This is a genomic window from Paraburkholderia fungorum, from assembly GCF_003610895.1.
Lineage (GTDB): Bacteria > Pseudomonadota > Gammaproteobacteria > Burkholderiales > Burkholderiaceae > Paraburkholderia > Paraburkholderia fungorum_B.
In genome coordinates this window covers 62,709-88,698 of record NZ_MCAS01000034.1, presented here as the reverse complement: position 1 = coordinate 88,698, position 25,990 = coordinate 62,709, and the positions used below count along the sequence as shown (strand labels likewise).

Here is a 25,990-nt window from a genome sequence, read left to right as displayed (position 1 = left end):
CGATGAGAAGGTGAAGATGTGGCCAGACCTTGATCGAGGCCCGTTAGCTATTCCAGAGCGGGCGATAGAGGTGATGGAGGTGCTTGACGGTGAGCCTCCGCTAATCAACAAAGGCGATTTGCCAATTCACATAAACGTGCCGTGTTGCGATTCGATTAAAGATGACTGTCTCGTCTCAGCCTCCCAAAGCGGTCAGCAGAAAAAGCGCCGCAAAGCCGACAACACATAAAACAATGAACAGTGGCATGACGAACCTGATCCAGGCGACGTAGTCCACCTTGGCGGTAGCGAGGAAAGCCAGAAGCAGGCCGTTGGTCGGCGAGATGACGTTGATCAGGCCGGAGCCGAGCAGCATGGCCGTTACCGTGAGTTGCCCGCTGACGCCAGACAGATGCGCGATCGGCGCCAGAATCGGAATGCTGACCGCTGCCTTTGCGGAGACGGAGTGGATGAGAATCCCAAACATCATTTCCGAAATCATCAAGCCGGCCGTCACCGCGGCGTGAGGTTGACCCTGTATCAGGCTTGCCAGGTTCTGGACGATACTGTCCTGAATCTGGCTCGACTCCAGAATCACGCCTACGGCGCCGCCAAGGCCGATCATGGTGATCGGTAGCGCCATGCTTTTCATGCCATCGATCAGCGCGTCCGCTGCGTGACTCAAGCGCATTCCACCCGAGAGGGCGATGAACAGGCTCAACGCGAGGAAAGCGGCTGCCTGTTCGGTATGTTTCCATGACCACAGGCTTGTGCCCACGACCAATGCCATTCCGCCAAGCACGAGCGCTAGCAGTACCCTGATCTGATGCTTCGTCAGCCGCTTTGCTGCCGGGACGTAGTCGGCCTTCGGCAGACGACGCAGATAGAGCATCACGTAGCCCAGCCCCAGTCCTAGCATAACGATGAAAATCGCCAGTCTGGGAAGAATGCCGCTGAAAATCGGCACCCCGGCCAACGGTTGCGCAACGGCGAGCGCATTGGGATTGGTGACCGAAGCGATATAGCCGATGTCTGCTCCGAGCACCACGATGGCCGCCGCGACGAGGTTCGGGAATTTAAGGCGCTTGGTCAGCGACAGGACAATGGGCATGATCGCCACATATTCAGAACTAAACCCCATAAAGGTCGCCCCGAATGCGATCAACAAGATTGCGCCCGTCACCAGAACATATGCATTGCCGGAAGACACATGCAGCAAGTCGTCGATCGCCGCATCGATTGCGCCTGTGGCACGTAGTACGCCAAACGTGCCGCCGGCGAACATCAACATGAAGATCAGGGGCGCCTGCGCAACGAAGCCTGAGGGAATGGCCGCAAACAGGCTGACCACGCCGGCCGCATGAGCAGGAGATTCGTTCGCCTTCGGAACGCCCGGCGACAGAAGCGCCGCGAGACCACTCTCCTTTGGTATGACCTGATACGTGCCGGCGACCACGTGTTTTCCATCGCGTTGAAATTTGCCCGCCGGGATCAGGTGGGTCAATAAGGCGGCAGCCAGCATCACGGCCAATGCGATCAACACTGGATGCAAACGGCCGTGCGACTTCGATCCGGGCGCATCCGCCGTGTTCGTCATTTCGGTCGTACTCATCGCGTAGCCACGTTATGAAGTGAAATGAGACAGGCGCGAGATGTCCGCTCCTGACTTACCGTGTTCCTGAACATGCATCCACCGCCGTAAATATTGAATGAAACCCTTTTGCCTGAAAGTCGCTTGTCTCCGAGCGACGCAACGCTGACGAAGAGATGAGCTGTTGCCTTGTGGGTAAACCCCTAGATATGGCACAGAATGCTATAGCTTTATCTCTCGCCACAACACCTTTATGGCATTGGATTCACTGTAGATTACGAAGCCGAATGTGCGCTGTACAATGCTTTCTGTTTCAACATCGATAGCATTTTGTTATAGAGCCAGATATGAAGATTCGCCAGCTAGAAGCCTTCAGGGCGGTGATGCTCTACCAGACCGTTACGCTCGCAAGCGAGATGCTCCATATCTCGCAGCCGGCAACAACACGGCTGCTGGCCGATCTGGAACGCTCGGTCCGGTTCAAACTGTTTGATCGCGTTAAAGGGCGCCTGCATCCAACGGTAGAAGGGCAAGCGCTCTTTGAAGAGGTGCAGCGATCGCTGGCAGGTGTCGATCGAATCTCGCGCGCGGCGGACGACATAAGAAACCTTCGTCGAGGCACGCTGCAGATTGCGGCTGCGCCGTCGATTTCGCTGTCCTTGCTACCGCATGCAATCGCGGATTATCTGAAGTCCAAGCCGGACGCCCACGTGTCTCTCGCCTCGCATTCGTCGCGCACGGTGGTGGACATGGTGATGGGACAGCGCTGCGATATCGGTTTCGCCGTTCTTTCGATGAACCACACCAGCTCGCATGGAGAGCGCCTGATGTCCACGCGTATGGTTTGCGCATTACCCGCAGGACACCGGCTATGTGCGATGGAAACAGTCACACCAACCGATCTTGCAGGGGAGCGTTTCGTTGTGCATCCACGCAGCGTTACCTCGCGTCTGCAAATAGACGCGTTGTTTGCGGCACATGGTGTCGAACTCAACGTTCAGATAGAGAGCCCGGTTGGGCATGCGATCTGTTCTTTTGTGGAAGCGGGCGCGGGGGTCGCCGTCATAGACGCAATCAGTGCGTGGGGCTATCGAGGTACAGGTGTAGTCTTCAGACGCTTCGAGCCGACGCTCGTCACCGACTTTGCGGTGCTGACGCCTGCTCAACGGCCCGCTCCATTGCTGGCGAAATCCTTCGTATCCCATGTACGGGAGTTCGCTTTAGCGAAGCTCGGCCCGAGTATCGTGTTGCCGTGACGGCGAGCTACCACCGCGCGCCGTGCTAGATGAGCTCCGCGACGCGAACAATGAGAAATGCCGCTGGCACAAGCACCGCTTGCGCGCATAGCGTTCCGATAACGCGCGCCCCCACCAGCGTAGTGATCGCTCGCCGGAAGCTGTTTTCCGAAACGCGGCCTTCGATCACATCGTCTGTCATGACTGAAACTTGCGGGTCGATCACCACCGCCAGGACGACAGTCGCAAAACCGTTGATCACCGAGGACAGATTCGCACATGTCACTCGCAATTCCGGCTTCAGGTATCCCGCATAGAGTGACGCAAAAACGCCGACCGTCCAGATTGCCATGGCGAAAACGTTCAGCCCGATGACCTTCCAGGAAACGCCGGCGCCAGATGCCAGTTGGGTGACGTTGTGGCGGGACGGGAGCCGCGCGCCATCCCGGATATAGTTGACGCCGCCACGGCTGAAGACGTGGAGCAGCAGACGAGGGATCGAGCGGTTGGCCTGAAAATGCTCGACCGCCCGGCTGAAATAACGCTGAAACGTGGGGATCAGGCAGGCTCCCACGATGCTCGCCAAGGTGGCGGACAGCAGGAAAAAGCGAAAGTCACCGAGCAAACCACTCTCCGTGTGCCGGGCGATATCGAGCTCCACCCGCTTCGCTATAAAGGGTCCCTGAAAGGAATTCGCCGTCCGGGAGACTAAGGCGATGATCCCGAATAGAGAAAACGACACGGCTATCCGGCGTGTGCGAACACCCGCGATCCGCACGGCATATGCCAGTGTCGCGATCACATGAATGACGAACGTAAGCCCGCAGATGATCAGAAGCTGAGTGTCCATGCTGGCGTGGCGAGTTGGGCGAGCAGATAGTTTACCGGAGGGGGAGTGGCCAGCACATACAGCCGCGCAATGGCATGATATCGGCCTCACGTCCTCCTTTCTCGAGCCCTCCCGAACATGTCCAACCTGATCGTCCACGGCGGCGTCCCGTTACGCGGGGAAATCACGCCATCCGCCAACAAGAACGCTGTTCTGCCGATCCTTTGCGCCACGCTGCTCACCGATCAACCGGTCCGCCTGATCGGCGTGCCGGAGATTACCGACGTCAAGAAAATTCTCGACATCTTCCGCGCGCTCGGCAGCGAGGTGTCGGTGAATTTTTCAACCGGCATGCTCGACCTGCATCACCACGCGACCACGTTCGATCCGGCAACGCACAAGCTTCCCGAAGAGATGCGCTCGTCGATCATGCTGGTTCCCCCGCTGCTCGCGCGTTTCGGCGTGGCACGCCTTGAAAGTGATGTGAAGGGCTGCACGCTCGGTGTCCGCGAGATCGACCCGCACGTCGAAGTGTTCGAGCGGTTTGGCGCGCGCCTCGAACGCACCGACGATTCGTTGATCGTACGCAACGACCAGCGCATGGCCGCAAACGATCACTGGCTGGATTACGCATCGGTTACGACAACCGAGAACTTTGCGCTGTGCGCGGCGGCCGCGCAAGGAACGTCGACGCTCGTCAACGCGGCCTCGGAACCTCATGTGCAGGAGTTTTGCCGCTTTCTCGCCATGCTTGGCGTCGGCATAGAGGGGATCGGCACATCGCGGCTCAGCGTGACGGGCGGCCAACGGCTTGGCGGCGGCGAGTTCCGCTTCAGCGAGGATTTCCACGAGATCGCCACCTTTCTCGCGCTGGGCGCCATCACCGGCGGCGACATCGCGGTCAGGAATTCCGCGCCCGAGCAGTTCCCGCTGATCGACAGGACATTCGCGAAGTTCGGCGTCAACGTCGAGCATCGAAACGGTTGGTCGCGTGCGTCAAGCGACGGCCCACTGCAGGTGCGCCGCCCGTTCACGCAGAATATTCTCACCAAGGTCGAAGCCGCGCCGTGGCCTTATCTGCCGGTCGACCTGCTGCCGATCTTTGTCGCGCTCGGCGTGAAGGCCGAAGGCAGTGCGATGTTCTGGAACAAGGTCTATGACGGTGCAATGGGCTGGACCAGCGAGCTGTCGAAATTCGGCGCGCATGTGTTCCTGTCCGATCCGCACCGGCTGATTACCTTCGGCGGCCTGGCACTGAGTCCGGCACGCGTCGAGAGTCCGTACATCATCCGCGTGGCGATTGCCTTACTGATGGTCGCGGCCAGCATCGAAGGACGCTCCGAGATCATGAATGCGCTGCCGATCCGGCGCGCGCATCCGCGCTTCGTCGAAAACCTGCGCTCGGTAGGCGCAAATGTCGAGTGGACCAGCAGCGAGTGAGTGGCTCCAGCAGCCGCCTCAGTCCGCAACCGACCGGGGCGCTGCATACCTCGACACCTGCTCGCGTGACGTGCCCGCCAGCAGCGTGATCGAAGCGAGCAGCATGAGTCCGCCGAGATACAGCGTGCCCAGAAACACAGAACCCGTCACAGATGCGATCCAGCCGACAACGATCGGGCTTGCAAGACTGCCCAGACTTCCGAGGCTGGAAACGGTCGCGTAAGCGAGCGCCCGCTCGTTCGGAAAGTACAGGGGAACGAGCGACCAGAAGCACGCCAGCGTGCCGAGCGTACCCGCCGTTGCGATCGTGACAAGCAGCATCGCCAGAACAGGCGAATGCTGGACAGCGGGAAGCAGCAGCCACCCGCCCGATGCCAACCCGAGACTGAGCGTTGCATGCCAGCGTCTTTCGCCAGTGTTGTCGGAATGGCGGCCATTGCAATACAGCACCACCGCGCCAAGCGCGTAAGGAACCACCGCGATCCAGCCAATTGTTGCGGGATTCTTTACACCGAAGCTCCGTATGATGGTTGGCAACCAGAATGAGAATCCGCCGATGCTGCCGTTCATTGCAACGCAAAAGAACGCGAGCAAATAGAGCTTCGGGTTACGTGCGATGCGCCAGCCCCCGCTTGCGTGAGACGGTTGTGGGTCGCGATATTCGTCACGCAACGATTTTTCCAGTTCAAGCTTCTCGTCGCCGGAGAGCCACGGCGCTCGCGCTGGACCGTCCGCCAGCACGAACCAGGCGACGATTCCGAGCAGGACGGCAGGCGCGCCTTCGAGAATGAACATCCATTGCCAGCCGTGCAGGCTTGCCACGCGCTCCATCGACTGCATGATCGAGCCCGAGATCGGCGAGCCGATCACACCCGAAAGCGGAATTGCGAGCATGAACAGGGCGATAAATCGCGCTCGCCTCGCCGCCGGGATCCAGCAACTCAGATAGAAGAGAATGCCCGGCATGAATCCGGCCTCAGCCGCACCGAGCAGAAATCTCACCAGGTAGAAATGGCCCGGTGTCTTGACCGCGGCCATCGAAATGGACAGAAGCCCCCACAACACCATGATGCGCAATATGGTGCGGCGCGCGCCCGTTCTCTGCAGAAGCAGATTGCTCGGGACCTCAAACAGAATGTAGCCAACGTAAAAGAGACCCGCTCCCAAGCCGTAAATCGCATTGGAGAAATTGAGTTGCTCTTTTAACGCGAGTTGGGCAAAACCAATGTTCGTCCGGTCCACGAAGTTGACGATATAGCAGACGAAAAGAAACGGAATCAGGCGCCAGGCAATCTTTCGATACATCGCGGCACGCTTTGCTGGGTCAAGCATTCCGACATTCCCCCGAATTCGATATTGACGGTTAAACAATCAGTCAAAATTACTATGATGTTAGTGTATTTATGAAATTGACGGCAAGCGGGTTAACACCAACTGCACGGGCGGAATGCCGTATCAGGTGAGCCCCGCGGACAGGATCGTTGTTTCGGAAAACTGAACGCCAGAGCGCTCAGGCAAATAAAGGCGTCGGGGCCGGCCAAAGGGTATACAGTGGGGGAAGTCGGTCGCTAACGAGCGGCCTCTTGCTTCGAGGCCCCATTATGCAATCACCACTCAAACGTGCTTCGACTGCGGTTAGCAGCGAGAGCGAATACGTCGTCGAACGCAGAACGCGCGCTAGTATCCTGGACACCGCGGATGCTCTGAGAGCAGAGAAAAGACGCGCGGATTACGCCACGATCGATTCCAACGCCAGTAAGTGGCGCTACTCGGCCGGGTCCGAGAAAAGCTGATCGCCGTGCTTCAGTTCCCCAACCCCAGCCGTAGCTACGACGCCGCCCGGCATTGCGTGTGCTTCTGGGGGTACGACGATTCGCGCGAAATCACCTTCATGGTCGACGACGCCATGCTCAGAAATCTGCAACCCGACGTTGGGTCCGACGAGCGGTCTGTGCTGGGCGCCTTTGACGAGCTTCGCGAAAAGGTTCTCGAAATCGCGAAGAAGCAGTATGTCGGCGGTCCACAGAATCGATATCTGATTTCGTAAGCCGTAGTCCTGCCGCGAGAATGCGCCCATATCTGCCATTTCCCGGCCTTGTGAAGCGCCCTCCTGCACGCCCTTAACGGCGCCGGCGCCGGCTGGGGTCCCAGCGATTCTTGTCAGACCGGCCACCGCCGGTGAACACAAAACACGATTCGACGCACCCCGCACGGAAAGACAATCCCGTGCGGGGACCGATTCCTTTAGAAGTGGGAGAGCAACATGATCGATGATCAAGTGGACAAGGAAGAAATTGAGGAAAACAGAAAACGCAGAGAGGCAGCGGCGCTTGCACCGGAGCATGACGAGGCTGTCGTGCCGAAGCAGGAAGCGAAGGACATGAATCCGGAGGTGGCGCCAAAGCCGAAGCCTTGGGGCAGACGTGTCTGGACGTCGTTAGGAACATGGAACGCTCGCACGCGTGTTCGTCACCCCGGCGCGCATAGTTAAACCGGCGTAAACCAGTAAGAACAGAACGACCGGCACAGTGCCGGTTTTTTGTTGTCAATCGATAGGGGCCGCCCTGCCCGGGATGGTAAGGGCCTGCCAACGCTTGCCCCTCGGCAAGCGCAGCGGCAATTGTTGGCGTGACTTCAAACTTGGGCGAGCCGCGTCAGAAAGGCGTCAACCTGGTGTTCCTGCGTGGCCCACGACGTTACCAGGCGAATCACGGAATGATCGTCATTCGATTTTCGCCAGACGTAGAAAGCAAAGTGCTGCTTCAAAGCGGAAATGACGGAATCGGGCAATATTGGAAAGACCTGATTCGTAGCCGTCTCGGCTTCGAGAGCGTAACCGCAGGACACGATCCCAGCGGCAAGTTTTGCCGCCATGGCATTGGCGTGCTTCGCATTTTCGAAGAACAGGTCCTTGACGCCAAATAACACCTGAAACTGGATACCCAGTAGCCGTCCCTTGGCTAACATGCCGCCGCGTTGCTTGACGTGAAAAGCAAAATCTTCCGCCAACGCCGGATTGCAAACAACAATTGCTTCACCCAGAAGCGCGCCGGCCTTGGTCCCACCGATCCAGAAAATGTCGACGAGAGACGCAATATCGGCCAATGTCACGTCGCTCTTGCCGGATGCGAGTGCCGCACCCAATCGCGCGCCATCGAGAAATAGAATCAGGCCCCGCTGCTTTGCGAGCGCCGATATCTCCCGCAGTTCCGCAAGGGAGTACACGGTGCCTATTTCAGTCGCATTCGACAGATACATAAGTCGAGGCTTTGCCATGTGCGGGAAATGAGCATTGCCGGCAAGCGCGGCCTCGATATTGGCGGGTGTGAGCTTCCCGTCTACGGCAGGAACGACGATGAGCTTGTGGCCGGTTGCCTCAATAGCACCCGCCTCCCTGACTACGATATGCCCCGACTCCACTGCAATGACAGCCTCATGCGGACGCAGGCAGCTGGATATCGAAACGATGTTGGCCATGGTCCCGCTGGCGACGTAATGGATCGCGCCATTGAACGTGCGCCCCAGGCGGGCCTTGAGCAGATCTGTTGCCTCGGCAGAGTAGGCGTCTTCCCCGTAGGCTGCCTGCTGAACGTAGTTGGATTCGGTCAGGGCGCTGAGAATGTCGGGATGTGCGCCTTCGCTGTAGTCGTCAAGAAAGCTGAAAGTAGTCATTCGGTGCTTCTGCCTTGGATGGGGGCCGCCCAGGACGGGTGCGAGGCCAGAAACCGAAGGCTACCGATCCGCTACCAGAATGCCTTGTAAAAAATTGCCGCGCCGCCGTCAGAAGCGAGCGGGCGTAATACCGTAAGCCTCACGAAACGCCCGCGTGAAATGGCTTTGATCAAAGAAGCCGACGGCGTGTGCAATCTCAGTGATCGGCATGTTCCTGTTCGCGTTGATCAACGCCACCGCCTTTTCCAGCCTCATGCGCAGTAGCCAGGCATGTGGTGTCATGCCGATAGCGCGTTTGAAGAGTTTCAGGAACCGGAATCGGCCGAGGCCAACCAGAAGAGCCAGATCTTCCAGAACGATTTTGTCGGCGATATGCGCTTCGACGAATTCCCGAATAAGCCGCAGTTGCTGAGCCGATAAAGCGCCGGCAATGGTTTGGGGAGATGGCTGCTTCAAACGGGCGAACAGTGACTCCAGCAGTTCCAGAACGTAGGTTTCGTTCCTGACCGGATCGTTCATCCCCTGCTGGAGGGTTGCGTGCATGTCGAGCAGTTGGTCTGCGAGGCGGCTATCTTGCAGCACCGCGGCGGCCTGGGACGGGAAGTAGTGCCTGCCCGTGATTTCCTCGCCCAGGCCATCGAGCAACGCGGGCGACAACCGGAATGTTCGAAGCGTGTACGACTCGTCGGCACCAGCAACCCCGTCATGAACCTCGCCCGCGGGCATAAGCTGGATTGCGCCGCGCGTGAGCAACAGGGACTCCCCACGAAACGACTGACGTTGCACCCCGCTGGTCACGAGTGCGATATGGCAGTCGAGATGATAGTGCGGCTCAAAGCGAAACTCGGCAAACCGGGCCGTGCCCAGGATCAGACCGGGGATGTCGGTGGAGTGACTGTACTGGACTTCTTCGGGCATAACTCACCTCCGGTTCGACGCCGGCACCTTGGAGACCAGCCCCCGAAAGTTGCGCTGTGAGGGCTTCATTATCCCAGCTTCCTTTTGGTTTGCTCCGGCTGGCCGCAGCCAACCTCCAATCATCCGGGAACATAAGCGGCGCTGATTCAAGCAAGCTTTGTTTTGCCATTCAGTTTACTTTCAATTTACTGTCATAAATTATCGGCAGACTGGCGGACTTTCGCGCTCGGCGCGCCTCTTCCTATCCGACCGATTCCTCGATGCCCCACACGCTTGCCCGATTTACCCTAGCTGCGACGCTGTCGTCGTTACTCGGCCTTGCTGCCTGCGGTGGCGGCAGCGTGTCGTCCCCCACGCCGGTCAGTTCGTCGGATGAGGCATCAAAACCAACACCGACGCCAACACCGACGCCGACGCCCGCGCCAACCCCCACGCCCACACCGACCCAGCCCGGCAAATGGCAAACGGCGGCGACAGGCGACATGCTCGACGTGACGCTCGGCGATCTGCATCCCACTCAAGCCGCACTCGGTTACGACCAGATCTACTACAAGCTCGGCCGCTACGAGCTCAAGCCGAACAAGAAGTTCGACGATTTCTGCGCGGACGAAGGTCTGGGCGGCGTGGCGACGACCGGCTATTCGGCGACTTCGACGCTGATCGACTCGACCAGCTTCACCTGCACGACGACGGATCTCACGAAGCGCGACACGACCGTACTCAACCCGGTCGTGATCGGCCCGAACGGCGACTCGCTATACCTGACGGACGGCCATCACGGCCTGTCGACCTACTACGAGGTGCCCGACGGCGGTCCGAAGCTACACGTGCACGTGGTGGTGAAGGCCAACCTGAGCGCCTACTCGGGCGACACGTTCTGGGCAGAGATGCAGAACCGCGGCTACACGCGACTGAAGGACGGCAACGGCGCCGCAATCAAGCCGGCGCAGCTGCCCACGGGTCTGGGGCTGAAGCTCGGCATGCAGAACGACAAGTTCCGCTCGCTCGTCTACTTCACGCGCGACGTCGGCTACAGCAAACCAACGCCGTCGACGGACTTCCTCGAGTTCTACTGGGCCGACTGGCTGCGCGCATCGTTCCCGCTGTCGAGCTACACGCTCACGAATTTAGGCGCGACCGATCCGGACCCGGCGACAGCCGACACGGGCTACCTGAACGCGGTATGGATTGCCTCGCAGCAGATGGTTGCGTCGACCGACCCGGTGATCGACGGCAAGACCGGCGCGGATCTCGGCCGGCTCGCGCAGATCAATGGCGGCAAGAAGTATACGAAGGGCACCTTCGGCGATCTGCTGCTGCCCATGACCGCGTCGAGCCCGGGCAAGGTTGCCTACGCGCTCGATTACAAAACGCGCCATAGCATTCCGTAAGGACTTGTGTGCCGCCAGGCTCCGCATGCGCGGGGCCTCGCCCGTTTGCGCTACACCATGATGAAACCGTGCCGCATGCCCAGCATCACCGCTTCGGTGCGGCTTGTTGCGCCCAGCTTGCCGAAAATCGAGGAGAGGTGGAATTTCACGGTGTTCTCGGAGATGGCGAGTTGGCGCGCGATCTCCTTGTTGCCAAGCCCTTCGGCAAGCATCGTCAGCACTTCGATCTCGCGCGTGGTCAGGGTTTCGACATGCACCGGGGACGCCATCGAACGAGACGGTTTGCGCCCGTTGAGCAGCCTCGCGAGGGTCTCGGGCGACAGCACGCAAAGACCCGCGGCGACGGCTTCGATCGCGGCGACGATCTCGCCTGGTGTCGCGTCGCGCGGCAGGATCGCCATCACGTTGCCCGGCAACGTCTCGTCAATCCAGTCGCTATCCGCCTCGTCGGTCAACAGAACAAGCGCGGGTGGCGCCTGATCCGCGTCGAATCCGGACCTGAGCGCCTCGCCCGTCTCTTGCTCCAGATCGATGACGATCACATCCGGCAACGAACCGGTCAAGCTGTGAGCGAGCGTTTCACCATCGGCCGCACTGCCCGCCAGCCCGAGTGCAGGCGTCGCGCCGACAAGCGCTTGCAGGCGCGCGCGCACCCGCGGCGCATCGGCGATAACCGCGACCCGGACCGGGTTCATCTGTGCCATCTGTCCACCCGACGCTTGACTGCCTGGCCTAACCTCATCAGCACGCGTTGCGTTGCGAGCGCTCGCCAAGAATGACGGCGCACTCGTGACGCTCCCCGCCGCGAATCAGCACGATTTTCAACGGCTGTCCAATCCGCCCGGAACTGAGCGCGGCGTGCAGATCCTCGATGTCCCGGCACGGCTCGCCATCTGTTTCGATCAACACGTCGCCGATGAGCACGCCTGCCTGTTCCGCAGGACCGTTCGCCGCGAGCGAAACGATCAGCAAGCCGCGATCGGACGACAGGTTCATCTTCTTGATCCATGCCTCCGACAGGTTCACGGGCTGCGTGCCGACACCGAGATAGCCGCGCGAGACGTGCCCCTTGGTCAGCAGTTCGTCGGTGACGCTCGCCACGGTGGTCGCGGGAATCAGGATGCCGGTGCCACGCGCGAGCGCCGACGTGCAGATCCCCATGACGTGTCCGCGCATATCCGCGAGGGCCGCACCCGAGAAACCCGGGCGCAGACCGCCGTCGAGCCGCACGAACGCGTCCAGTTGTCCGCCCCGCCATGTGCGCCACGAACCGCCGACGGCGCCGACCACGCCGAAATCCGCACTGGCGCCGAGCCCGTCGGCCCGCGCGACCGCGACTACCAGATGGCCGGCCTTGAGCGAGCGCGCATCGCCGGCTTCGACCGGCTCGATGTCGACATCGTCCAGTTTGAGCACGGCGAGGTCGGTGCCCGTGTCCTGCCCTGCGAGAACCGCCGGGACGGTCCGGTTATCGGCCAGCGTGACCTTGATGCCGTCTTCGTGTCTGAGCGTGTGCGCCGCCGTGACGACGATGCCACGCCGCCAGATTACGCCACTTGAAGGAATGCGATGCCGGCCGTGAACCGCGACAACGCGTTGCCCCACGCGCTCGACGATGCCTGCCAGGTTATCGGAAAGATCCTGCAATGGATTTCCGCCGGAGGTTGACGTTTCCATGTGGTTTCTCCTGCCAGTTGAAACGCGCTACGTTCGGGCATCGCGCCACATATTGACGCGATGCGTCGCCCGCACGATGCCGGCGAGCGCATTCAGAATGACAGGATGACAACGGAAGCACACCACCCGAACGGGTAGTTAGCCAGGTAGTCAGCCAGGCGCGGTGCGCATAATTGCGTCGGTTCCCGCTCACCGCGCCGACGGTGGCGTCCGCACGATCGCCCACACGAGATACGGGCCGCCTATCAGCGCCGCCATCAACCCGGCGGGCATCTCGTTCGGGAACATCACCATGCGCCCGCTCCAGTCCGCGAGCACCATCAGCAGCGCGCCGATCGTCGCGGACGCCAGCAACTGTCCACGCGCGCGGCAAAACCCCAACGTGCGCGCGAGATGCGGCGCCATCAGGCCGATGAAGGACAACGGTCCGACCAGCAGCGTCGAAGTGGCCGTCAGCAGCGCCGCGAGCAGGAGTACGACGAGACGTGCCACGCTTACGCGCACGCCCAGCGACCGGCTCGTGCCATCGCCCAGCGACAGCACCTCGAGCCAACGCGCGAGCAGTGGCGCGCCAACGAGTCCGGTCAGCGCGACGGCGGCCGCGATCACAGCGGCAGGCAGTTGCACGTAATACGTCGACCCGATCACGAAATTCAGCAGCAGCGCGGCGCGTGGATCGCCGCTCGCCATGACGGTGCCATTGACCGCCTGGAAGAGCGCGCTGATCGCCACGCCGATCAGCAGCAGGCGCTCCGGCGCATACATCGCGCGCCGGCCGAACCACAGCAGCAGCCCGAGCGTGCCGATCGCCCCGCCAAGACACGCGAGGAACAACTGCAACGGCCCTGGCGCGGCGAATGCGAACACCGCCGCGACGATGCCGAGCGCGCCGCCCGAACTCACACCGATCAGATCCGGGCTCGCAATCGGGTTGCCCGTCATGCGTTGAATCAGCGTGCCAGCGAGGCCGAGCATCGTCCCCGCAGCCAATGCCGCCGCGAGATGCGGGCCGTGCCAGAACGACAGCGCCCGCAGCTGCGCGAGGTCCACAAAATGCCAGCCGTTGAGGCCGCGGCCGAACGTCAGCGACGCAACCGAGGCGAGCGCCGTTAGCAACGCGAGTCCGCCGGTCAGCCGCAGCGGATGCTTGCTGCGAAACGACGCAATGGCAGCCGGCGCATCGGCCCGCAAGTCCGGGCGCGATTTCAGATGACGCAGCAGCCACAACAGTATCGGCGCGCCGAAGAGGGACGTCACCGCGCCCGTCGGAATCAGTTGCGAGCCGAACACGCCCGAGAGCGCGACGACCTGCACGACTTCATCGGTAACCCACAGCAGCAGCGCGCCGAAGAGCGGCGCCCAGACAAGGCGTTGCTGAAAGCGCCGCGCCCCCGCGAGGCGTGCGAGCGTCGGCGCCGCGAGGCCAACGAAACCAATCACGCCGACAGCGCTCACCACGCAGGCAGTCAGCGCAACGGCAATACCGAGCGCGGCAAAACGCGTGCGCATCAGCGAAACGCCGAGCCCCCGCGCGGTGCTCTCACCCGCATCGAACAGCCCGAGCGGACGGCGCAGCAACAGCACCGCGGCGGCCGCCACGACAAGGCGCATCAACAGCGCTGCGCTCGCGTTCCAGCCCTGCTGGTCGAGCGCCCCGCCGCCCCAGATCATCAGGCCCGAGAGCAGTTGGAAGTGCGAGATCGCGAGCGCGAGGCTCAGCGACCCGCAATAGAGGCTCACGATCATGCCCGAGAGAATCACGGCGAGGGAGGCGAGCCGCTGCCGCCAGGCAAGCGCGAACACCACCAGCATCGCGAGCCCGCCGCCCACGAGCGCGACGGGTTCACGGTACGCGGCAAGCCACGCGGGCGCCCAGAGCGCCGCGAGGGTCAGCGCCAGATATGCGCCAGGGAAGATGCCGAGCGTCATCGGCTCCGCCAGCGGATTGCGCAACACCTGCTGGGAGACGGCGCCGGCCAGCGCGAGCGCGGCCCCGCAGATCAGCGTCATCGCGATGCGCGGCAACGTGCTCTCGTGCACGATCAACTGATGCAGGTTGCCCGGTTCGGGGGCGATAAGCGCGCCCCACAGGCTCGCACCCTCGAGTTGCGCGTGGATCACGCAAACCGTCAGCACGAGCGCGGCAATCGCACCGGTCACGCAGACCGCCCACAACAGGTTGCGCGGTTGCGCGCGCGGCGATCGTCCACGGCGCGCAAGCGCGTCCGGCAGGAAATCAGAGGGCATGGCTGTTTTCCATCGAAGGAAGCGCGTGGGCGACGGCGCGCGCGAAGCGCTGCACGGAAACGAGCGCGCCTTGCGCGGAGATGACCGGGAGCGTCGCGGCACGCCCGGGCTGGGCGAACGGCAGTTGCCGCCAGACGGGATTGCGCTGCAGCCCGGCAAACGCGCCGTGCGCGCCGCCGTCGATCCACAGGAGATTCGCATCCGGAATCTGCGCGAGCCGCTCCAGTTCGACGACGCTCGCACCCGTCCCGCTCGAGATCAACGGGCTTCGTGTGCCAGCGGTTTGTTCCGCGGCGGCGTTGCGCAGTCCGAGCGACTGTAGGATTTCGTCGAACATGCTGCCTGCGCCATACACGCGCAGATGCCGGTCGTCCACGATCTGCGCCACGCAAAGCGGCGCATGGGCGCCCGCGAGTGAAGCGCGGGCCTGGGCGATGGCGGCTTCCGTGCGTGTCAGCAGCGCCTCGGCTTGCGCCGTGCGGCCAAGACGCTGGCCGAGCGTCAGCACCTCGCCGCGCATCGCGCGATACGGCTGCGGATCGGTCATATACGCGCCGAGTGTGAGCGTCGGCGCGATGCGCTCGAACGAGGCGCGTACGCTCGCGTGCGCCGGCGTGATCAACATCAGGTCGGGGCGCAATGCGTAGAGCAGATCGTAGTTTGGCTGGAACAACAGCCCGACGTCGACGATACCCGCCGGCAGCGGCGGCTCGACGATGCTGCTCGTGTACCAGACCGGCGCGGGCAAACCGACCGGTGCGACACCCAGCGACAGCAGCATTTCGGTCAGCGGCCAACTGAGCACGACGATGCGCGACGGTGCCTCGGCTGCGGTCTGGTTCTTCGCCGCCGTCGTTGCCGTTACCGCCGCCGTTGCCGCCGCCGTTGCCGCGTGCGCCGCCGCGCCGAATCCGGCCGCGCCTAGCGTGGCGCTCATCGCACCAAGCGCGCGCAGCACCGCACGGCGCGTCGACGCGCGTGGCGTCAACGGACGATCGCCAGCCTTCATTGCGGCACCCCCACCGGGTGGCCGCTTGCCGGATCGCGCAACACATTCATCGGCACACCGTAGATCGCTTCGAGATTCGACCCGGTCATGATCTCGTCGGGCGCGCCCTGCATCAGGATGCGTCCGTGCCGCAACGCGACGATGCGATCGCAAAAGCGCGCCGCCATGTTGACGTCGTGCAGCACGATGACGGCCCCGATGCGGCGCTGCTCGCACAGCGTCCGCACCAGATCGAGCACTTCCACCTGGTGCGCGATGTCGAGCGCGGAGGTTGGCTCGTCGAGCAGCAGACAGCGGCTGTCCTGCGCGATCAGCATCGCGAGCCAGACGCGCTGGCGCTCGCCGCCCGAGAGACTGTCCACCGTGCGCTCCGCGTACTGCTGGACGTCGGTCAGTTGCATCGCCTCGGCCACGCACGCGTGATCTTCCGCGCCGAACACGCCGAGACTGCCGTGCCAGGGATAACGGCCGAGCGCGACCAGCTCGCTCACCAGCATGCCGTCGGTGGACGGTGTGTACTGCGGCAGATGCGCGACCCGGCGCGCGAACTCGCGCGGCCGCCATGACGCGATCGGCTTGCCGTCGAAGCGGATCGCACCCGCGCACGGCACGTGATGACGCGCGAGCAGACGCATCAGCGTTGTCTTGCCTGAGCCGTTGTGGCCGATCAGTGCCATCACGCGCTCGGGCGCGATCGAGAGATCGATGCCGTCGAGGAGCGCCGTCGCGCCAACTTCGAAGCGGACCTTCTCCAGTTCGAAGAGCGGCGCGGCGCTGACAGGTTCGGTCGAATAGGGGCGATACGGGCGAGTGGTGGCCATGAATTGCAATCGGTTATCTGCCGGTCTGGCCGGCGCTGAAAAAAACGGCGGGTAACGTCAGGCTTGCGCCGACGCGCCCGGCATGGGCGGCAAGTCCTGTGGCAAATCCCGCGGCAAATCCGCTGCGCCGCCGCCCGCACCGGTGCTCGATCCATGCGCCGGGTGCGGCGCGAGCGCTGCGTCCGTTCCATGCGCTGCGCCCGCTTCGACCACCTGGCCGAAATCGAGCTTGATGCAACGGTCGGCGAGATGGAAATAGCGGTCGTCGTGCGTGATGACGAGCACCGTCTTGCCTTTCGCCTTCAATGCCGGCAGCAGCCGGCGATAAAACACTTCCTTGAAGTGCGGGTCCTGGTCGGCGGCCCATTCGTCGAACAGATAGAACGGCCGGTCCTCGAGATACGAAACGAGCAGCGCGAGCCGCTTGCGCTGGCCCTGCGAGAGTTCGAGCGTCGAGAAGACGCCGTTCTCGATCTTCACCTTGTGCGACAGTTGCAGGTCTTCGAGCAGCGCATGCGCGGCGGCGTCGACGTTGTCGAAACGGATGCCGAACAGCGAGTCGAACAGGTAGAAATCGCTGAACACAACCGAAAAGTGCTGGCGATAAGCGTCCCGCTTCGCTTCGGTCACTTCTGCGCCATCGAGCAGAACGCGCCCGTTTTCCGGCGTATAAAGTCCGACGATCATCTTCGCGAGAGTCGTCTTGCCGCTGCCGTTGCCACCGATCAGGTAGACGAGTTCGCCCGGTTTGAAGCCCAGGTTCACGGGGCCGAGCGTAAAGACCTCGTTCTCCTTCTCGCGGTAATAGCGATGCGTGACGCCATCCAGCACGATGCTGCGGAACGACGCGGCCTCGCTTGCGGCCACGGTCTCTTCGACAGGCAGCTCCGCGTTCAACTGCTCGACGCGCTCGAGCGCGACGCGCGCGGTGCTTAGGTTCGGGATGGCGGACAGCACCCCTTCTATCGGCATGATCATGTACAGAAAGATCATGGCGTAGCCCGACATGACGTGCGGCGTGACCGGCAAATAGCGCGTCAGCACAAACAGCACGCAGCCGATAAAGGCGAAAAACACGAAGCTGCCCCAGCTCGCCGCCGCCGCATAGAGCACGTAACCGCGTGTGCGCTGCACGCGCACCGCTTCGATGTTCGTCGCCAGCGTTTCGTCGACGAAAGCGCGCATGCGCGCGCGATGCAGCTTCAACTCCTTAGCGCCGTCGAACAGCGCACGAAAGTGGCGCACCAGTGCGTCCTCGCGCCGGCGCGAACCGCGCAGGTGATACAGGCCACGCGAGTTCGCGACATGAAAACCCGCCGCGCCGATCAGCACCGTCACGGTCGCGAACGCGAGGACCTGCCAGGACAGATAGCCGAGGTAGACGAGACAGCCCGCGATCACCGCGCTGTTCATCACGAGGCCGGGCAGACCGACGAACAGCATGACGATCGCGTCGAGATCCTGCGTCAGCACGCCGAGCGAGCGTGCCGAGCCCTGCCGTTCGACATGCGCGAACGGCGCGCCCGAAATGCGCTCGATGGTCCGCATGCGCAGACTCGCCTTGGCGTTCTGCCCGAGGCTCATGAAGAGCGTCTGCGACGCCGTGCGCGTGATCAGCACGCCCACGCCGATCGCCAGAAACCGCAGGCCGAGCGTGATCAACGCCTCGCGCGACGCCACCAGCGCCTGATTGATGAGCGCGACGAGCGCCGCGTTGCCGAAACCGCTTGCGAGGCTCATCGCAACGGCTAGCAGCAGCCGTTCGCGCGAGCCTTTAACCAGGAACCAGAGCGTATGCATCGTGGGGAAATTTTTTATTGTGGGGAGCGTCGGTAATCAGTCCAGCATCACCACTGATAGCGGACCGTGCCGATAACCGAACGATCGGCACCGTAATAGCACTGCGTTCCGCTGTTGCAATAGGCGATGTACTGACGATTGAACAGGTTGCTGGCGTTGACCGCGAAATGCCAGTTGCGCACATCGTAGTGCACCACGGCATCGACGAGAAAGTGACTCGGTACCTTGAACGTGTTCGCATCGTCTCCCGCCGACGCGCCGATATAGCGCATGCCGCCGCCGAAACCAAGCCCACGCAGCTCGCCGCTGTGCAGCGTGTAATCGAGCCACAGCGAAGCCATGTTGGTCGGAGCGCCGGTAGGCGGCGTCTTGCCAAGCGATGGATCGTTCGGCGAGGCCGACGTCACCGTCTGGTTCAGATACGCATAGGAACCGATCAGGTCGAGGCTGTCGGTCAGGCTCATGCGCGCTTCGGCTTCGAAACCGCGCGAGCGGATTTCGCCGGTCTGCGTCATGAAGCCGGGGTGCGCGTCGTCCGACGTCGCGACGTTTTGCTGGCGCAGATCGAACGCCGCGAGCGTGAAGAGTGCGTTATAGCCCTTCGGCTGGTACTTCACACCGACTTCGTACTGCTTGCCGCGCGTCGGCTCGAACGGCGTGCCGTTGAAGGTGCTGCCCGCATACGGCTGGAACGAAGTCGCATAGCTCACGTACGGCGAGATGCCCGAATCGAATGTGTAGTTCAGGCCGGCACGCCATGTGAAAGCGTGCTGCTGGCTGCGCGATTCGTTGCCGTTGAGGGTGTCGGAGGTGCGTGCCCAGTCCTGGCGGCCGCCGATCGTCAGTGTCCATTTTTTGTAGCGAAGCTGATCCTGCGCGTACACGCCATACTCGGTCTGCCCGATGTATTCCTTCGTCGTATCGGACACGTAGGGCACGTTGCTGTAATCGGGATCGAAGATGTCGATCGTACCGAGCCCGTAGCCGCGGCTGATGCGGTTTGTCACGCGTTGCAGGTCGAAGCCGAACAGCACGGTCTGGCTGACCGGGCCTGTGTTGAATTTTGCCTGGGCCTGCGTATCGACGGTGAAGTTGCCCAGATGCTCGTCGTTGTTGTTGGTGTAGAGGCCGGCCGTGCGCTGGTCGGCGGCAAGCGAGCCGAAGATCGAATCCTGGTAGTACTGCATATCCTGGTGCAGATAACGCAGGTTCTGGCGGACCGTCCACGTCTCGTTGAACGCGTGCTCGAACAGATAGCCGATCGAGAACTGCTGGCGCTTGAAGCGGTCGCGCTCGGGATCGCCGAGATAGTCGTGCGACGAGATATGGCCGTTGATATTCGGCAGGATTGTGCCGGCGGCCGGCACCGGATTGAACAGGCCGCCTTGCGGGTCGTACTGGTAGCTGCCGAGCAACGTAAAGCTCGTGTCGCGGTCGGGGCGGAACGTCACGGAAGGCGCGATGGCGATGCGCTGCTCCTTGACGTGATCGGTCTGCGAGTCGGCGTCGCGAGCCAGGCCCGTCACGCGATAGAGGATCGTGCCGTTCTGGTCGACCGGCCCGCTCAGATCGAACATGCCCTGATAGCGGTTGTTGCTGCCGATCTGCGCCTGCACCTCATGGAACGGATAGTCGGTCGGCAGCTTGCTCGTCATGAGTACCGCGCCGCCCGGACTCGCCTGTCCGTAGAGGACCGAGACCGGCCCACGCACCACGTCGATACGATCCAGGAAGTACGGATCGATGCGCGGGTCCGCGTACCAGGTCGTGCGCATCAGGCGCATGCCGTCGAGGTAGGTGGCGTTGTCGAGGCTGAAGCCGCGCACGGTGATCTGGTCGAAGCGCACGTCGTTGTCCTGCGTCGTCACGCCCGGCACGTAGCGGATCGCGCCGTCGATGGTCTGGGCAGCTTGCGCATCCATCTGGTCGCGCGTCACGCTCGAAACCGACTGCGGAATTTCGGCAACCGGCGTATCGGTCTTCGCACCCGCGATGCTGCGTTTAGCGACGTAGCCTTGCGTCCCCGATTTATCGTCGCGCGTGGCCGACACGACCACCGGCGCCAGCGTCCCGGATGGCGCGCCGGTCGTTGCCTGCGGCGCGTTGCCGTCCTGTGCGGCGTTGTCCCCGGCAGCCTGTGCGTGTGCGCCGGCAGCGGCCGCCAGCCACGCTACCGTTACTGCCCAATGCATCCGTGTCATGCGATTCGTTCCCCGGTCGCGCATCCCCAAACCCTTCCCAAAATGGTCAAAAAATTATGAACTAATAACAAACGTAATAAGAATCGTTACTATTTCGATTCGTACTTATGTTGCGAAAACCCGAAAGACGTGAAAGGATAGCGCCCGTGATAACGCGCTGTCTTGCCATCAAACACGTCAAAACGGACATGTTTTGGCAATTTAAAGCCCAAGGACGGGAAACATGGATCCGATCTGGAGAGCGCAGTTCGGCTTCGATTACAAAAGGCAAGCGCGGCCGGTCATGGCGCGCGGCTCGAACTATCCGAACGGATATCGCGAGATCTGGCACTCGCACGAACAGGTACAACTGTTCTATCCGATGAACGGCGCGGCCCGCGTGCTGACCCCGATGGGCAGCTGGATGCTGCCGCCCATGCGCGCGATCTGGCTGCCGCCTGGCGTCGATCACGAGTTGCACATGATCGGCGGGGTCGACTCGTACAGTGTCTATCTGGAGCCCGACGCGGCGCCGTGGCTGTGGCCTGCATGCCGCGTGCTGTTCATCACCCCGCTGCTGCACGAACTCATCATGGCGCTTGCGCAGCAGCCGCGCGAGTACGCCGAGGACGGTATCGGCGCGCACATCGCCGTGCTCCTGCTCGCGCTGCTGCGCGATGCGGAGTCGACCACGCAGGGCGGCCTGCCGCTGCCGAGCGACCGGCGTCTGAGAACGATCTGCAGCCGTCTGCTTGCCGAGCCCGACAACGACGACACGCTAGACGAATGGAGCCACACGGTAGGCGCGAGCGCGCGTACGCTGGCGCGTCTGTTCCGCCAGGAAACGGGGCTTACGTTCGGGCAATGGCGCCAGCAGTTGCGCCTCGTCGAGGCGATGGCGCGGCTTGCGCAGGGCGACTCGGTCGCGCGGGTCGCGGATCAGTTGGGCTACCAGAGCAGCAGCAGCTTCATCGCGATGTTCCGCCGCTCGATTGGAGAAACGCCGCAGCGCCTGCTGAGGCGTCCCGCGGGTTAGCTCCGCGGCATCTGTGGTTGGGCTCAGCGCGCTGGTTACGCGAAGCGGCCATACCCGGACCTGGAATAGCGGCGGTGTCGGAATCGCCGCCCAAAGACGCGCTTACCCGCCGGCCCGCTTCGCGCTGTGGCCGTACTTCTTGAGCGCTTCGACGACCCGTTCGCAGTGGTCGCCCTGCACTTCAATCACGCCATCCTTGACCGTTCCGCCAGAACCGCAAGCCGTGCGCAGCTGCTTGCCCAGCAAGGCCAGAGCCAGAGGATCGAGCGCCAGCCCTTTGACGAGCGTCACGCTCTTGCCGCCGCGGCCTTTGGTTTCGCGACTGACCCGCACCACCCCATCGCCCACCGGCCGTGTGGCGGCAGCCGTCTTGCAGACACATTCCGCGAGGACCTGCCTGCATTCGGGGCACATCCGGCCGCCATCGGTGGAATAGACGAGGCCGCCTTTTGAACTGCTCTTCATGATTGGCTTATTGAAAGACACAAAGGTCGGGGATCGGAACGAGTTTAGCAAATGCGTCCTGGCCGTTGCCAGGCCAGCTCAGGCCAGGCATCGAACGCCGGGGGGCGCGGCCGATTGGCTGATTTGCCGACTTTTGCTATCATGTCCCCTGCATCCAGAGTCGGACGAGTCCGACGCCAACCTGCCTTCCCGGGCAAGGTGGAAGCCTTCAGGGCGATGCGGCCGATTAACGGCAACGAAGCGGGAGCGGCATAGCTAGCACCGGTTCGAACACCATTACTTTCCGGAGCTTGTATGCGCGAAGATATCTCATCCCAACCCGCGGTAGACCACGCAGAAAACTGGTCGCGACACCTGCCGGGTTTCCAGCTGACCCATGTCATCCACCTCGTCTCCATTGCAAGCATGGATGTCGTATCACGGGTCGCCGCACATCTGAAAGACCAGCAGGTCTGCGTCAGCAATTTCGTGGTGCTACGAAGCGGCAACGTCCTCGATCAGAGGATCGTTCTGGACGATATCGGCGAGCGCCAGGCAAAATTGCTGCGCGAGAAACTCCTGATTCTTGACGGCGTACTACGTATTCGCCTGGAACACCTTTTTGTCCGACCGGACTCAAGCAAGGCGATGGCAAATGATCGTCCGTCCGATCGATCCGCGCGCGCGTCTCACTGTCCGTGCTAGTCAAAAATCAGCAGCAGACACCGTATTGAACGACGATCCGCTACACACCGCCCCGCCGCCAGGCCGCTTGCTGCTGCCGGAGCCGCCAAAGCTTGCTGCCGGCATCGTGCACAGCACGTTCGGCGTTCAAGGCGACGCCCGGCAAAGCCTGCTGGCCTGGCAGGAGCGGATGAGTCCTGTGTACGACATACGGCCTTCCTCAAGGCACGCCGAGGACACGTTCGCAGCATCGCTGTCCCGTTACACGATCGACAATCTGAGCTTCTTCGACTTCCACACTGGGCCGAACGTGGCCGTGCGGTCGCTGGGCCGGGTGTCGACCGAAAGCATTCGCGACATCAGCTTTAGCGTGTTCCTTGAAGGGCAGCCGGCGCAGTTCCTGGGCGGCAAGCCGCGCGCCGACGCGCCGCCTATAGCGCAGGTGCCGAGTATCCTCGCGCTGGACATGGATCAGCCGTGCACCATCCAGAGTTTTCAGGGCCGGCTGCTGCTTCTCTTCGTGCCGCGCGCTCTGGTGGAAAGCTCGTTCCCGGACGCTGCCTCGTTGCATGGCCGTTCGGTTCACGCCACCACGCCTCTCACACGCATGCTGATTGATCATCTGGTGGCGCTGAAGCGGCAAATCGTCGGACTGAGCAAGGAAGAAGCGCATCAGTCGTTCCTCACCGCGGTGGGGCTGCTCGCCGCAGCGTTCAGCCGTCAAGCGGGTCTTTCCGGCAACGGCCGCGCAGCGGTGCGTGCGGCCGTCTACGGACAGATACGGCGGTATGTGGAAGCCAATCTGCACGATCCGGATTTGTCGCCTGACAGCGTGTTGGCGTCGCTGCATCTCTCTCGCGCCACCGTGTACCGGCTCTTCGAGCATGAAGGCGGCCTCGCCGCTTATATCCGCAGCCGCAGGCTGCGCATGGCGGCAGACGAGCTCGTGCGCTTTCCCCATCTCGAGGTACAGGACATTGCCGCGGGACTGGGTTTCAACGACGCGTCGAGCTTCACGCGTGCATTCCGTCGCGCCTTCGACATCGCGCCTCGGGAGTTGCACGCGTACGCGCCCTTGCTCCAGCGCGGGCACGCAACGCAGGAGCGCTTCAGATAGATAGCACTGACGGACAAGGACAAGGGCAAGGGCAAGGGCAACGACCATGGCATGGCGCGCTGCGATTCACGCCGGGCTAACAAAGCCTGACGCGCGCGACCACCCGCTAACCTCGTCCCTGCGCGCGAAAGATCACTGACGCCGGCCTGCCGATTTGCGGATGCAAAGGCTCGAGCATCTCGCGAAGCGTCAGCCCGCTGGTCCATATCAGTTCGAGCCAGCTCTGCAAGGTCCGGAAGTACCAGGGCGGGGCATCGCTAAACGCTTCGTCGAAGCCCGCCCACGAGCCCGTGCGCCAACCGTCGACGTACGGCACATCACCGCATGCAACCAGGGGATGCAGCGTTTGCACGATCAGGGACCCACCGGGATTGAGCAGCGTTGGAATCGCGCGCAACAGACCGTCCACCGACTCCTTGCCGAGCAGTGAAAAATTGCAGACCACGACGTCGACGCTCAGTTCGAGTTGCCCCGCCGCGATCTCTTCATAGGACAGAACCCGGCCGTCGATCACACCGGCTTGCGTCGCGGCGAGCACCAGCGCCGGCACCACGTCTACCGCCGTCACGCCGACTCCATGCTGCTGAAGCGCGCGAGCCAGCCAGCCTTCGCCGCAGCCCAGATCGACAACGGTGGCTGGCTTGCAAGCCAGCACCGCATCCAGCACGGCGCGATCGGTGACCAGCCGCCTGCTTTCGATTTCCGCGCCGCGCACCGCTTTCGTCCACGGCGAAGCGTTGCGCTTCCATGACTCGACGATCTTGCCGTCGCTAAGCGGTTCGATGTGCATTGCGCGCTCCACCCGATGTGTCGATTACTCCGCGCCGCCGGCGTTTTTTCTCGCCTCGGTGCGCGCTTCGATCGCATGCACGACGGCCGCCATATCAGCCTGGCCGTGGCCCAGCTCGACAGTCTCGCTATAGAGCTTAAAGCACACATCCAGCAGCGGCGACGCGAGGTTCGCGTTGCGCGCCGCTTCAGCCGCGAGCCGGTTGTTCTTCAGCACGTCGAGGATAGACGCCTGCACCGAGAAATCCTCGTTCACGAGCTTGTCGACCTTCACGCGCGAGACGTTGCTCGCCATCGGACCCGCGTCGAGCACAGCCTGAAACTGCTTCATGTCGAGCCCATAACGCCGCGCCAGATGCGACGCCTCGGCAATCGCGGTCACCATTGGAATCAGAAACGTGTTGACCGACAGCTTCATCAGAAGCCCCGTGGGCACCGCCCCGCAGATCACCGTTTCGTGGCACATCGGCTTGAGGAGCGGGCGCACTTCTTCGAGCGCGGTGGGCTCGCCCGCCAGCATCGCCACCAGTTGCCCCGCTTCGGCCGGCTTGCGCGAGCCCGACACGGGCGCTTCGACATAGCGTCCGCCCGCCGCGCGGATGTCGGCTTCGAGGCCACGCGAATAATCTGCCGAGGTCGTTCCCATGTGCACGATCGTGTGCTGCGCGACGTTCGCTGCAAAATCGGCGGTGTGACGGCCGAGCACCGCGTCGAGCGCCGTATCTGTCGCCATCATCAAGATGACGATGCGGGCCTGCCTGAAAACATCGCCCGCGCTCTGCGCTACCTGCGCACCCGCGTCGCGCAACGCGGCGCAGCGTTCCGGCGTGCGGTTCCACACGATCAGTTCAGTGCCCGCACGCGCGAGGTTGAGCGCCATGGGTTGTCCCATCACGCCGAGGCCGATGAATCCTGTTTTCATGAGTGTCTCCGTTTCTTATCCATGGCTTGTGGCCACGGTTGGGTGGATCGGGTGCGCGTGCGGATGCAGCGCGCATGCGCGTCAGAGGGTAGCCGTTTTGGCCAGCCTGTGACGCGCGCTCCGGACGGTGTCGATTGAGCCGAGCGACGCCGCTCAGTCTATCCAAATCGTCACAATCATGCCTGCACGCCGGGGGTGCCGATTTTCAT

23 protein-coding genes and 1 riboswitch are annotated in these 25,990 nt (G+C 62.5%); of the genes, 8 read left to right on the top strand and 15 right to left on the bottom strand.

Annotated elements, in window-relative coordinates; genetic code table 11:
- Nucleotides 1-175: 175 nt before the first annotated feature.
- Entirely contained in the window at nt 176-1,591 is a 1,416-nt protein-coding gene (locus tag BCY88_RS27030; protein WP_220669697.1) for a Na+/H+ antiporter NhaC family protein, read from the bottom strand.
- Between the two features lie 326 nt (nt 1,592-1,917).
- Here BCY88_RS27030 and BCY88_RS27025 point away from each other — a divergent pair, with 326 nt between their 5' ends.
- Nucleotides 1,918-2,826 (top strand): LysR substrate-binding domain-containing protein, encoded by a 909-nt coding sequence (locus BCY88_RS27025; protein WP_120347223.1) that lies wholly within the window; start codon nt 1,918-1,920, stop codon nt 2,824-2,826.
- A gap of 25 nt (nt 2,827-2,851) precedes the next feature.
- On the opposite strand, the gene BCY88_RS27020 is transcribed toward BCY88_RS27025, so the two are convergent.
- Nucleotides 2,852-3,655, bottom strand: coding sequence for a lipid II flippase Amj family protein (locus tag BCY88_RS27020; RefSeq protein WP_120347222.1), 804 nt, complete (start codon nt 3,653-3,655; stop codon nt 2,852-2,854).
- Nucleotides 3,656-3,772: 117 nt separating this feature from the next.
- Between BCY88_RS27020 and BCY88_RS27015 the strand changes: the two genes are divergently transcribed.
- Nucleotides 3,773-5,074: a UDP-N-acetylglucosamine 1-carboxyvinyltransferase gene (locus tag BCY88_RS27015; protein ID WP_120347221.1), complete on the top strand. Its 1,302-nt coding sequence runs from the start codon at nt 3,773-3,775 to the stop codon at nt 5,072-5,074.
- 18 nt (nt 5,075-5,092) lie between these two features.
- On the opposite strand, the gene BCY88_RS27010 is transcribed toward BCY88_RS27015, so the two are convergent.
- Nucleotides 5,093-6,406 carry an MFS transporter gene (locus BCY88_RS27010; protein ID WP_120347220.1) on the bottom strand — a complete coding sequence of 438 codons (1,314 nt, stop codon included), beginning with the start codon at nt 6,404-6,406 and terminating at the stop codon, nt 5,093-5,095.
- A gap of 466 nt (nt 6,407-6,872) precedes the next feature.
- On the opposite strand from BCY88_RS27010, the gene BCY88_RS27000 reads away from it, so the two are divergent.
- The gene (locus BCY88_RS27000; protein ID WP_259461525.1) at nt 6,873-7,121 is read left to right on the top strand and encodes a DUF1488 family protein; all 249 of its coding nucleotides are present in this window, start codon (nt 6,873-6,875) and stop codon (nt 7,119-7,121) included.
- A gap of 216 nt (nt 7,122-7,337) precedes the next feature.
- On the top strand, nt 7,338-7,565 hold the full coding sequence (locus BCY88_RS26995; protein WP_120347217.1) for a hypothetical protein: 228 nt from the start codon (nt 7,338-7,340) through the stop codon (nt 7,563-7,565).
- A 143-nt stretch (nt 7,566-7,708) separates the two neighbouring features.
- Here the strand turns inward: BCY88_RS26995 and BCY88_RS26990 are convergent, their stop codons facing one another.
- Nucleotides 7,709-8,746, bottom strand: a complete 1,038-nt coding sequence (locus BCY88_RS26990; protein ID WP_120347216.1) for a threonine aldolase family protein — start codon at nt 8,744-8,746, stop codon at nt 7,709-7,711.
- 108 nt (nt 8,747-8,854) lie between these two features.
- Nucleotides 8,855-9,664, bottom strand: a complete 810-nt coding sequence (locus tag BCY88_RS26985) for an AraC family transcriptional regulator (RefSeq protein ID WP_120347215.1) — start codon at nt 9,662-9,664, stop codon at nt 8,855-8,857.
- A gap of 260 nt (nt 9,665-9,924) precedes the next feature.
- On the opposite strand from BCY88_RS26985, the gene BCY88_RS26980 reads away from it, so the two are divergent.
- Nucleotides 9,925-11,055, top strand: coding sequence for a ParB/Srx family N-terminal domain-containing protein (locus tag BCY88_RS26980; protein WP_120347214.1), 1,131 nt, complete (start codon nt 9,925-9,927; stop codon nt 11,053-11,055).
- A 50-nt stretch (nt 11,056-11,105) separates the two neighbouring features.
- Here the strand turns inward: BCY88_RS26980 and BCY88_RS26975 are convergent, their stop codons facing one another.
- The 7 genes from BCY88_RS26975 to BCY88_RS26945 form a co-directional block, all read right to left on the bottom strand.
- Nucleotides 11,106-11,759, bottom strand: a complete 654-nt coding sequence (locus BCY88_RS26975) for a response regulator transcription factor (RefSeq protein WP_259461524.1) — start codon at nt 11,757-11,759, stop codon at nt 11,106-11,108.
- A 37-nt stretch (nt 11,760-11,796) separates the two neighbouring features.
- On the bottom strand, nt 11,797-12,732 hold the full coding sequence (locus BCY88_RS26970; protein ID WP_120347213.1) for a S1C family serine protease: 936 nt from the start codon (nt 12,730-12,732) through the stop codon (nt 11,797-11,799).
- 189 nt (nt 12,733-12,921) lie between these two features.
- Nucleotides 12,922-14,979, bottom strand: a complete 2,058-nt coding sequence (fhuB, locus tag BCY88_RS26965; RefSeq protein ID WP_120347212.1) for a Fe(3+)-hydroxamate ABC transporter permease FhuB — start codon at nt 14,977-14,979, stop codon at nt 12,922-12,924.
- Nucleotides 14,969-15,988: an ABC transporter substrate-binding protein gene (locus tag BCY88_RS26960; protein WP_120347211.1), complete on the bottom strand. Its 1,020-nt coding sequence runs from the start codon at nt 15,986-15,988 to the stop codon at nt 14,969-14,971. Before BCY88_RS26960 ends, fhuB begins: the two co-directional genes overlap by 11 nt.
- Nucleotides 15,985-16,809, bottom strand: coding sequence for an ABC transporter ATP-binding protein (locus BCY88_RS26955; RefSeq protein WP_120347210.1), 825 nt, complete (start codon nt 16,807-16,809; stop codon nt 15,985-15,987). Before BCY88_RS26955 ends, BCY88_RS26960 begins: the two co-directional genes overlap by 4 nt.
- Before the next feature lie 57 nt (nt 16,810-16,866).
- Nucleotides 16,867-18,609, bottom strand: a complete 1,743-nt coding sequence (locus tag BCY88_RS26950; protein ID WP_120347209.1) for a cyclic peptide export ABC transporter — start codon at nt 18,607-18,609, stop codon at nt 16,867-16,869.
- A 47-nt stretch (nt 18,610-18,656) separates the two neighbouring features.
- Nucleotides 18,657-20,810, bottom strand: coding sequence for a TonB-dependent siderophore receptor (locus BCY88_RS26945; protein ID WP_259461523.1), 2,154 nt, complete (start codon nt 20,808-20,810; stop codon nt 18,657-18,659).
- 223 nt (nt 20,811-21,033) lie between these two features.
- Here BCY88_RS26945 and BCY88_RS26940 point away from each other — a divergent pair, with 223 nt between their 5' ends.
- The gene (locus BCY88_RS26940) at nt 21,034-21,825 is read left to right on the top strand and encodes an AraC family transcriptional regulator (RefSeq protein WP_120347207.1); all 792 of its coding nucleotides are present in this window, start codon (nt 21,034-21,036) and stop codon (nt 21,823-21,825) included.
- A gap of 102 nt (nt 21,826-21,927) precedes the next feature.
- Here the strand turns inward: BCY88_RS26940 and BCY88_RS26935 are convergent, their stop codons facing one another.
- On the bottom strand, nt 21,928-22,290 hold the full coding sequence (locus tag BCY88_RS26935) for a translation initiation factor Sui1 (RefSeq protein ID WP_120347206.1): 363 nt from the start codon (nt 22,288-22,290) through the stop codon (nt 21,928-21,930).
- Nucleotides 22,291-22,435: 145 nt separating this feature from the next.
- A riboswitch (SAM-I-IV-variant riboswitch) is annotated at nt 22,436-22,540 on the top strand.
- A gap of 44 nt (nt 22,541-22,584) precedes the next feature.
- Here BCY88_RS26935 and BCY88_RS26930 point away from each other — a divergent pair.
- The gene (locus tag BCY88_RS26930) at nt 22,585-22,974 is read left to right on the top strand and encodes a hypothetical protein (RefSeq protein ID WP_120347205.1); all 390 of its coding nucleotides are present in this window, start codon (nt 22,585-22,587) and stop codon (nt 22,972-22,974) included.
- Nucleotides 22,975-22,999: 25 nt separating this feature from the next.
- Nucleotides 23,000-24,070, top strand: coding sequence for a helix-turn-helix domain-containing protein (locus tag BCY88_RS26925; protein ID WP_259461522.1), 1,071 nt, complete (start codon nt 23,000-23,002; stop codon nt 24,068-24,070).
- 106 nt (nt 24,071-24,176) lie between these two features.
- On the opposite strand, the gene BCY88_RS26920 is transcribed toward BCY88_RS26925, so the two are convergent.
- Together BCY88_RS26920 and BCY88_RS26915 are read right to left on the bottom strand one after the other, a co-directional pair.
- Nucleotides 24,177-24,860, bottom strand: a complete 684-nt coding sequence (locus BCY88_RS26920) for a class I SAM-dependent methyltransferase (RefSeq protein ID WP_220669696.1) — start codon at nt 24,858-24,860, stop codon at nt 24,177-24,179.
- Between the two features lie 24 nt (nt 24,861-24,884).
- Entirely contained in the window at nt 24,885-25,781 is an 897-nt protein-coding gene (locus tag BCY88_RS26915) for an NAD(P)-dependent oxidoreductase (RefSeq protein ID WP_120347203.1), read from the bottom strand.
- Nucleotides 25,782-25,990 lie beyond the last annotated feature (209 nt).

What these genes read in the sequence shown, in the direction of transcription:
- fhuB (WP_120347212.1), bottom strand. Translation starts at nt 14,979, where the DNA reads ATGCCCTCTGATTTCCTGCCGGACGCGCTTGCGCGCCGTGGACGATCG.
- BCY88_RS26960 (WP_120347211.1), bottom strand. Translation starts at nt 15,988, where the DNA reads ATGAAGGCTGGCGATCGTCCGTTGACGCCACGCGCGTCGACGCGCCGT.
- BCY88_RS26985 (WP_120347215.1), bottom strand. Translation starts at nt 9,664, where the DNA reads ATGCCCGAAGAAGTCCAGTACAGTCACTCCACCGACATCCCCGGTCTG.
- BCY88_RS26940 (WP_120347207.1), top strand. Translation starts at nt 21,034, where the DNA reads ATGGATCCGATCTGGAGAGCGCAGTTCGGCTTCGATTACAAAAGGCAA.
- BCY88_RS26930 (WP_120347205.1), top strand. Translation starts at nt 22,585, where the DNA reads ATGCGCGAAGATATCTCATCCCAACCCGCGGTAGACCACGCAGAAAAC.
- BCY88_RS26945 (WP_259461523.1), bottom strand. Translation starts at nt 20,810, where the DNA reads ATGACACGGATGCATTGGGCAGTAACGGTAGCGTGGCTGGCGGCCGCT.
- BCY88_RS27015 (WP_120347221.1), top strand. Translation starts at nt 3,773, where the DNA reads ATGTCCAACCTGATCGTCCACGGCGGCGTCCCGTTACGCGGGGAAATC.
- BCY88_RS26970 (WP_120347213.1), bottom strand. Translation starts at nt 12,732, where the DNA reads ATGGAAACGTCAACCTCCGGCGGAAATCCATTGCAGGATCTTTCCGAT.
- BCY88_RS26995 (WP_120347217.1), top strand. Translation starts at nt 7,338, where the DNA reads ATGATCGATGATCAAGTGGACAAGGAAGAAATTGAGGAAAACAGAAAA.
- BCY88_RS27010 (WP_120347220.1), bottom strand. Translation starts at nt 6,406, where the DNA reads ATGCTTGACCCAGCAAAGCGTGCCGCGATGTATCGAAAGATTGCCTGG.
- BCY88_RS27025 (WP_120347223.1), top strand. Translation starts at nt 1,918, where the DNA reads ATGAAGATTCGCCAGCTAGAAGCCTTCAGGGCGGTGATGCTCTACCAG.
- BCY88_RS26980 (WP_120347214.1), top strand. Translation starts at nt 9,925, where the DNA reads ATGCCCCACACGCTTGCCCGATTTACCCTAGCTGCGACGCTGTCGTCG.
- BCY88_RS26915 (WP_120347203.1), bottom strand. Translation starts at nt 25,781, where the DNA reads ATGAAAACAGGATTCATCGGCCTCGGCGTGATGGGACAACCCATGGCG.
- BCY88_RS27020 (WP_120347222.1), bottom strand. Translation starts at nt 3,655, where the DNA reads ATGGACACTCAGCTTCTGATCATCTGCGGGCTTACGTTCGTCATTCAT.
- BCY88_RS26975 (WP_259461524.1), bottom strand. Translation starts at nt 11,759, where the DNA reads ATGGCACAGATGAACCCGGTCCGGGTCGCGGTTATCGCCGATGCGCCG.
- BCY88_RS26990 (WP_120347216.1), bottom strand. Translation starts at nt 8,746, where the DNA reads ATGACTACTTTCAGCTTTCTTGACGACTACAGCGAAGGCGCACATCCC.
- BCY88_RS26950 (WP_120347209.1), bottom strand. Translation starts at nt 18,609, where the DNA reads ATGCATACGCTCTGGTTCCTGGTTAAAGGCTCGCGCGAACGGCTGCTG.
- BCY88_RS27030 (WP_220669697.1), bottom strand. Translation starts at nt 1,591, where the DNA reads ATGAGTACGACCGAAATGACGAACACGGCGGATGCGCCCGGATCGAAG.
- BCY88_RS26955 (WP_120347210.1), bottom strand. Translation starts at nt 16,809, where the DNA reads ATGGCCACCACTCGCCCGTATCGCCCCTATTCGACCGAACCTGTCAGC.
- BCY88_RS26935 (WP_120347206.1), bottom strand. Translation starts at nt 22,290, where the DNA reads ATGAAGAGCAGTTCAAAAGGCGGCCTCGTCTATTCCACCGATGGCGGC.
- BCY88_RS26920 (WP_220669696.1), bottom strand. Translation starts at nt 24,860, where the DNA reads ATGCACATCGAACCGCTTAGCGACGGCAAGATCGTCGAGTCATGGAAG.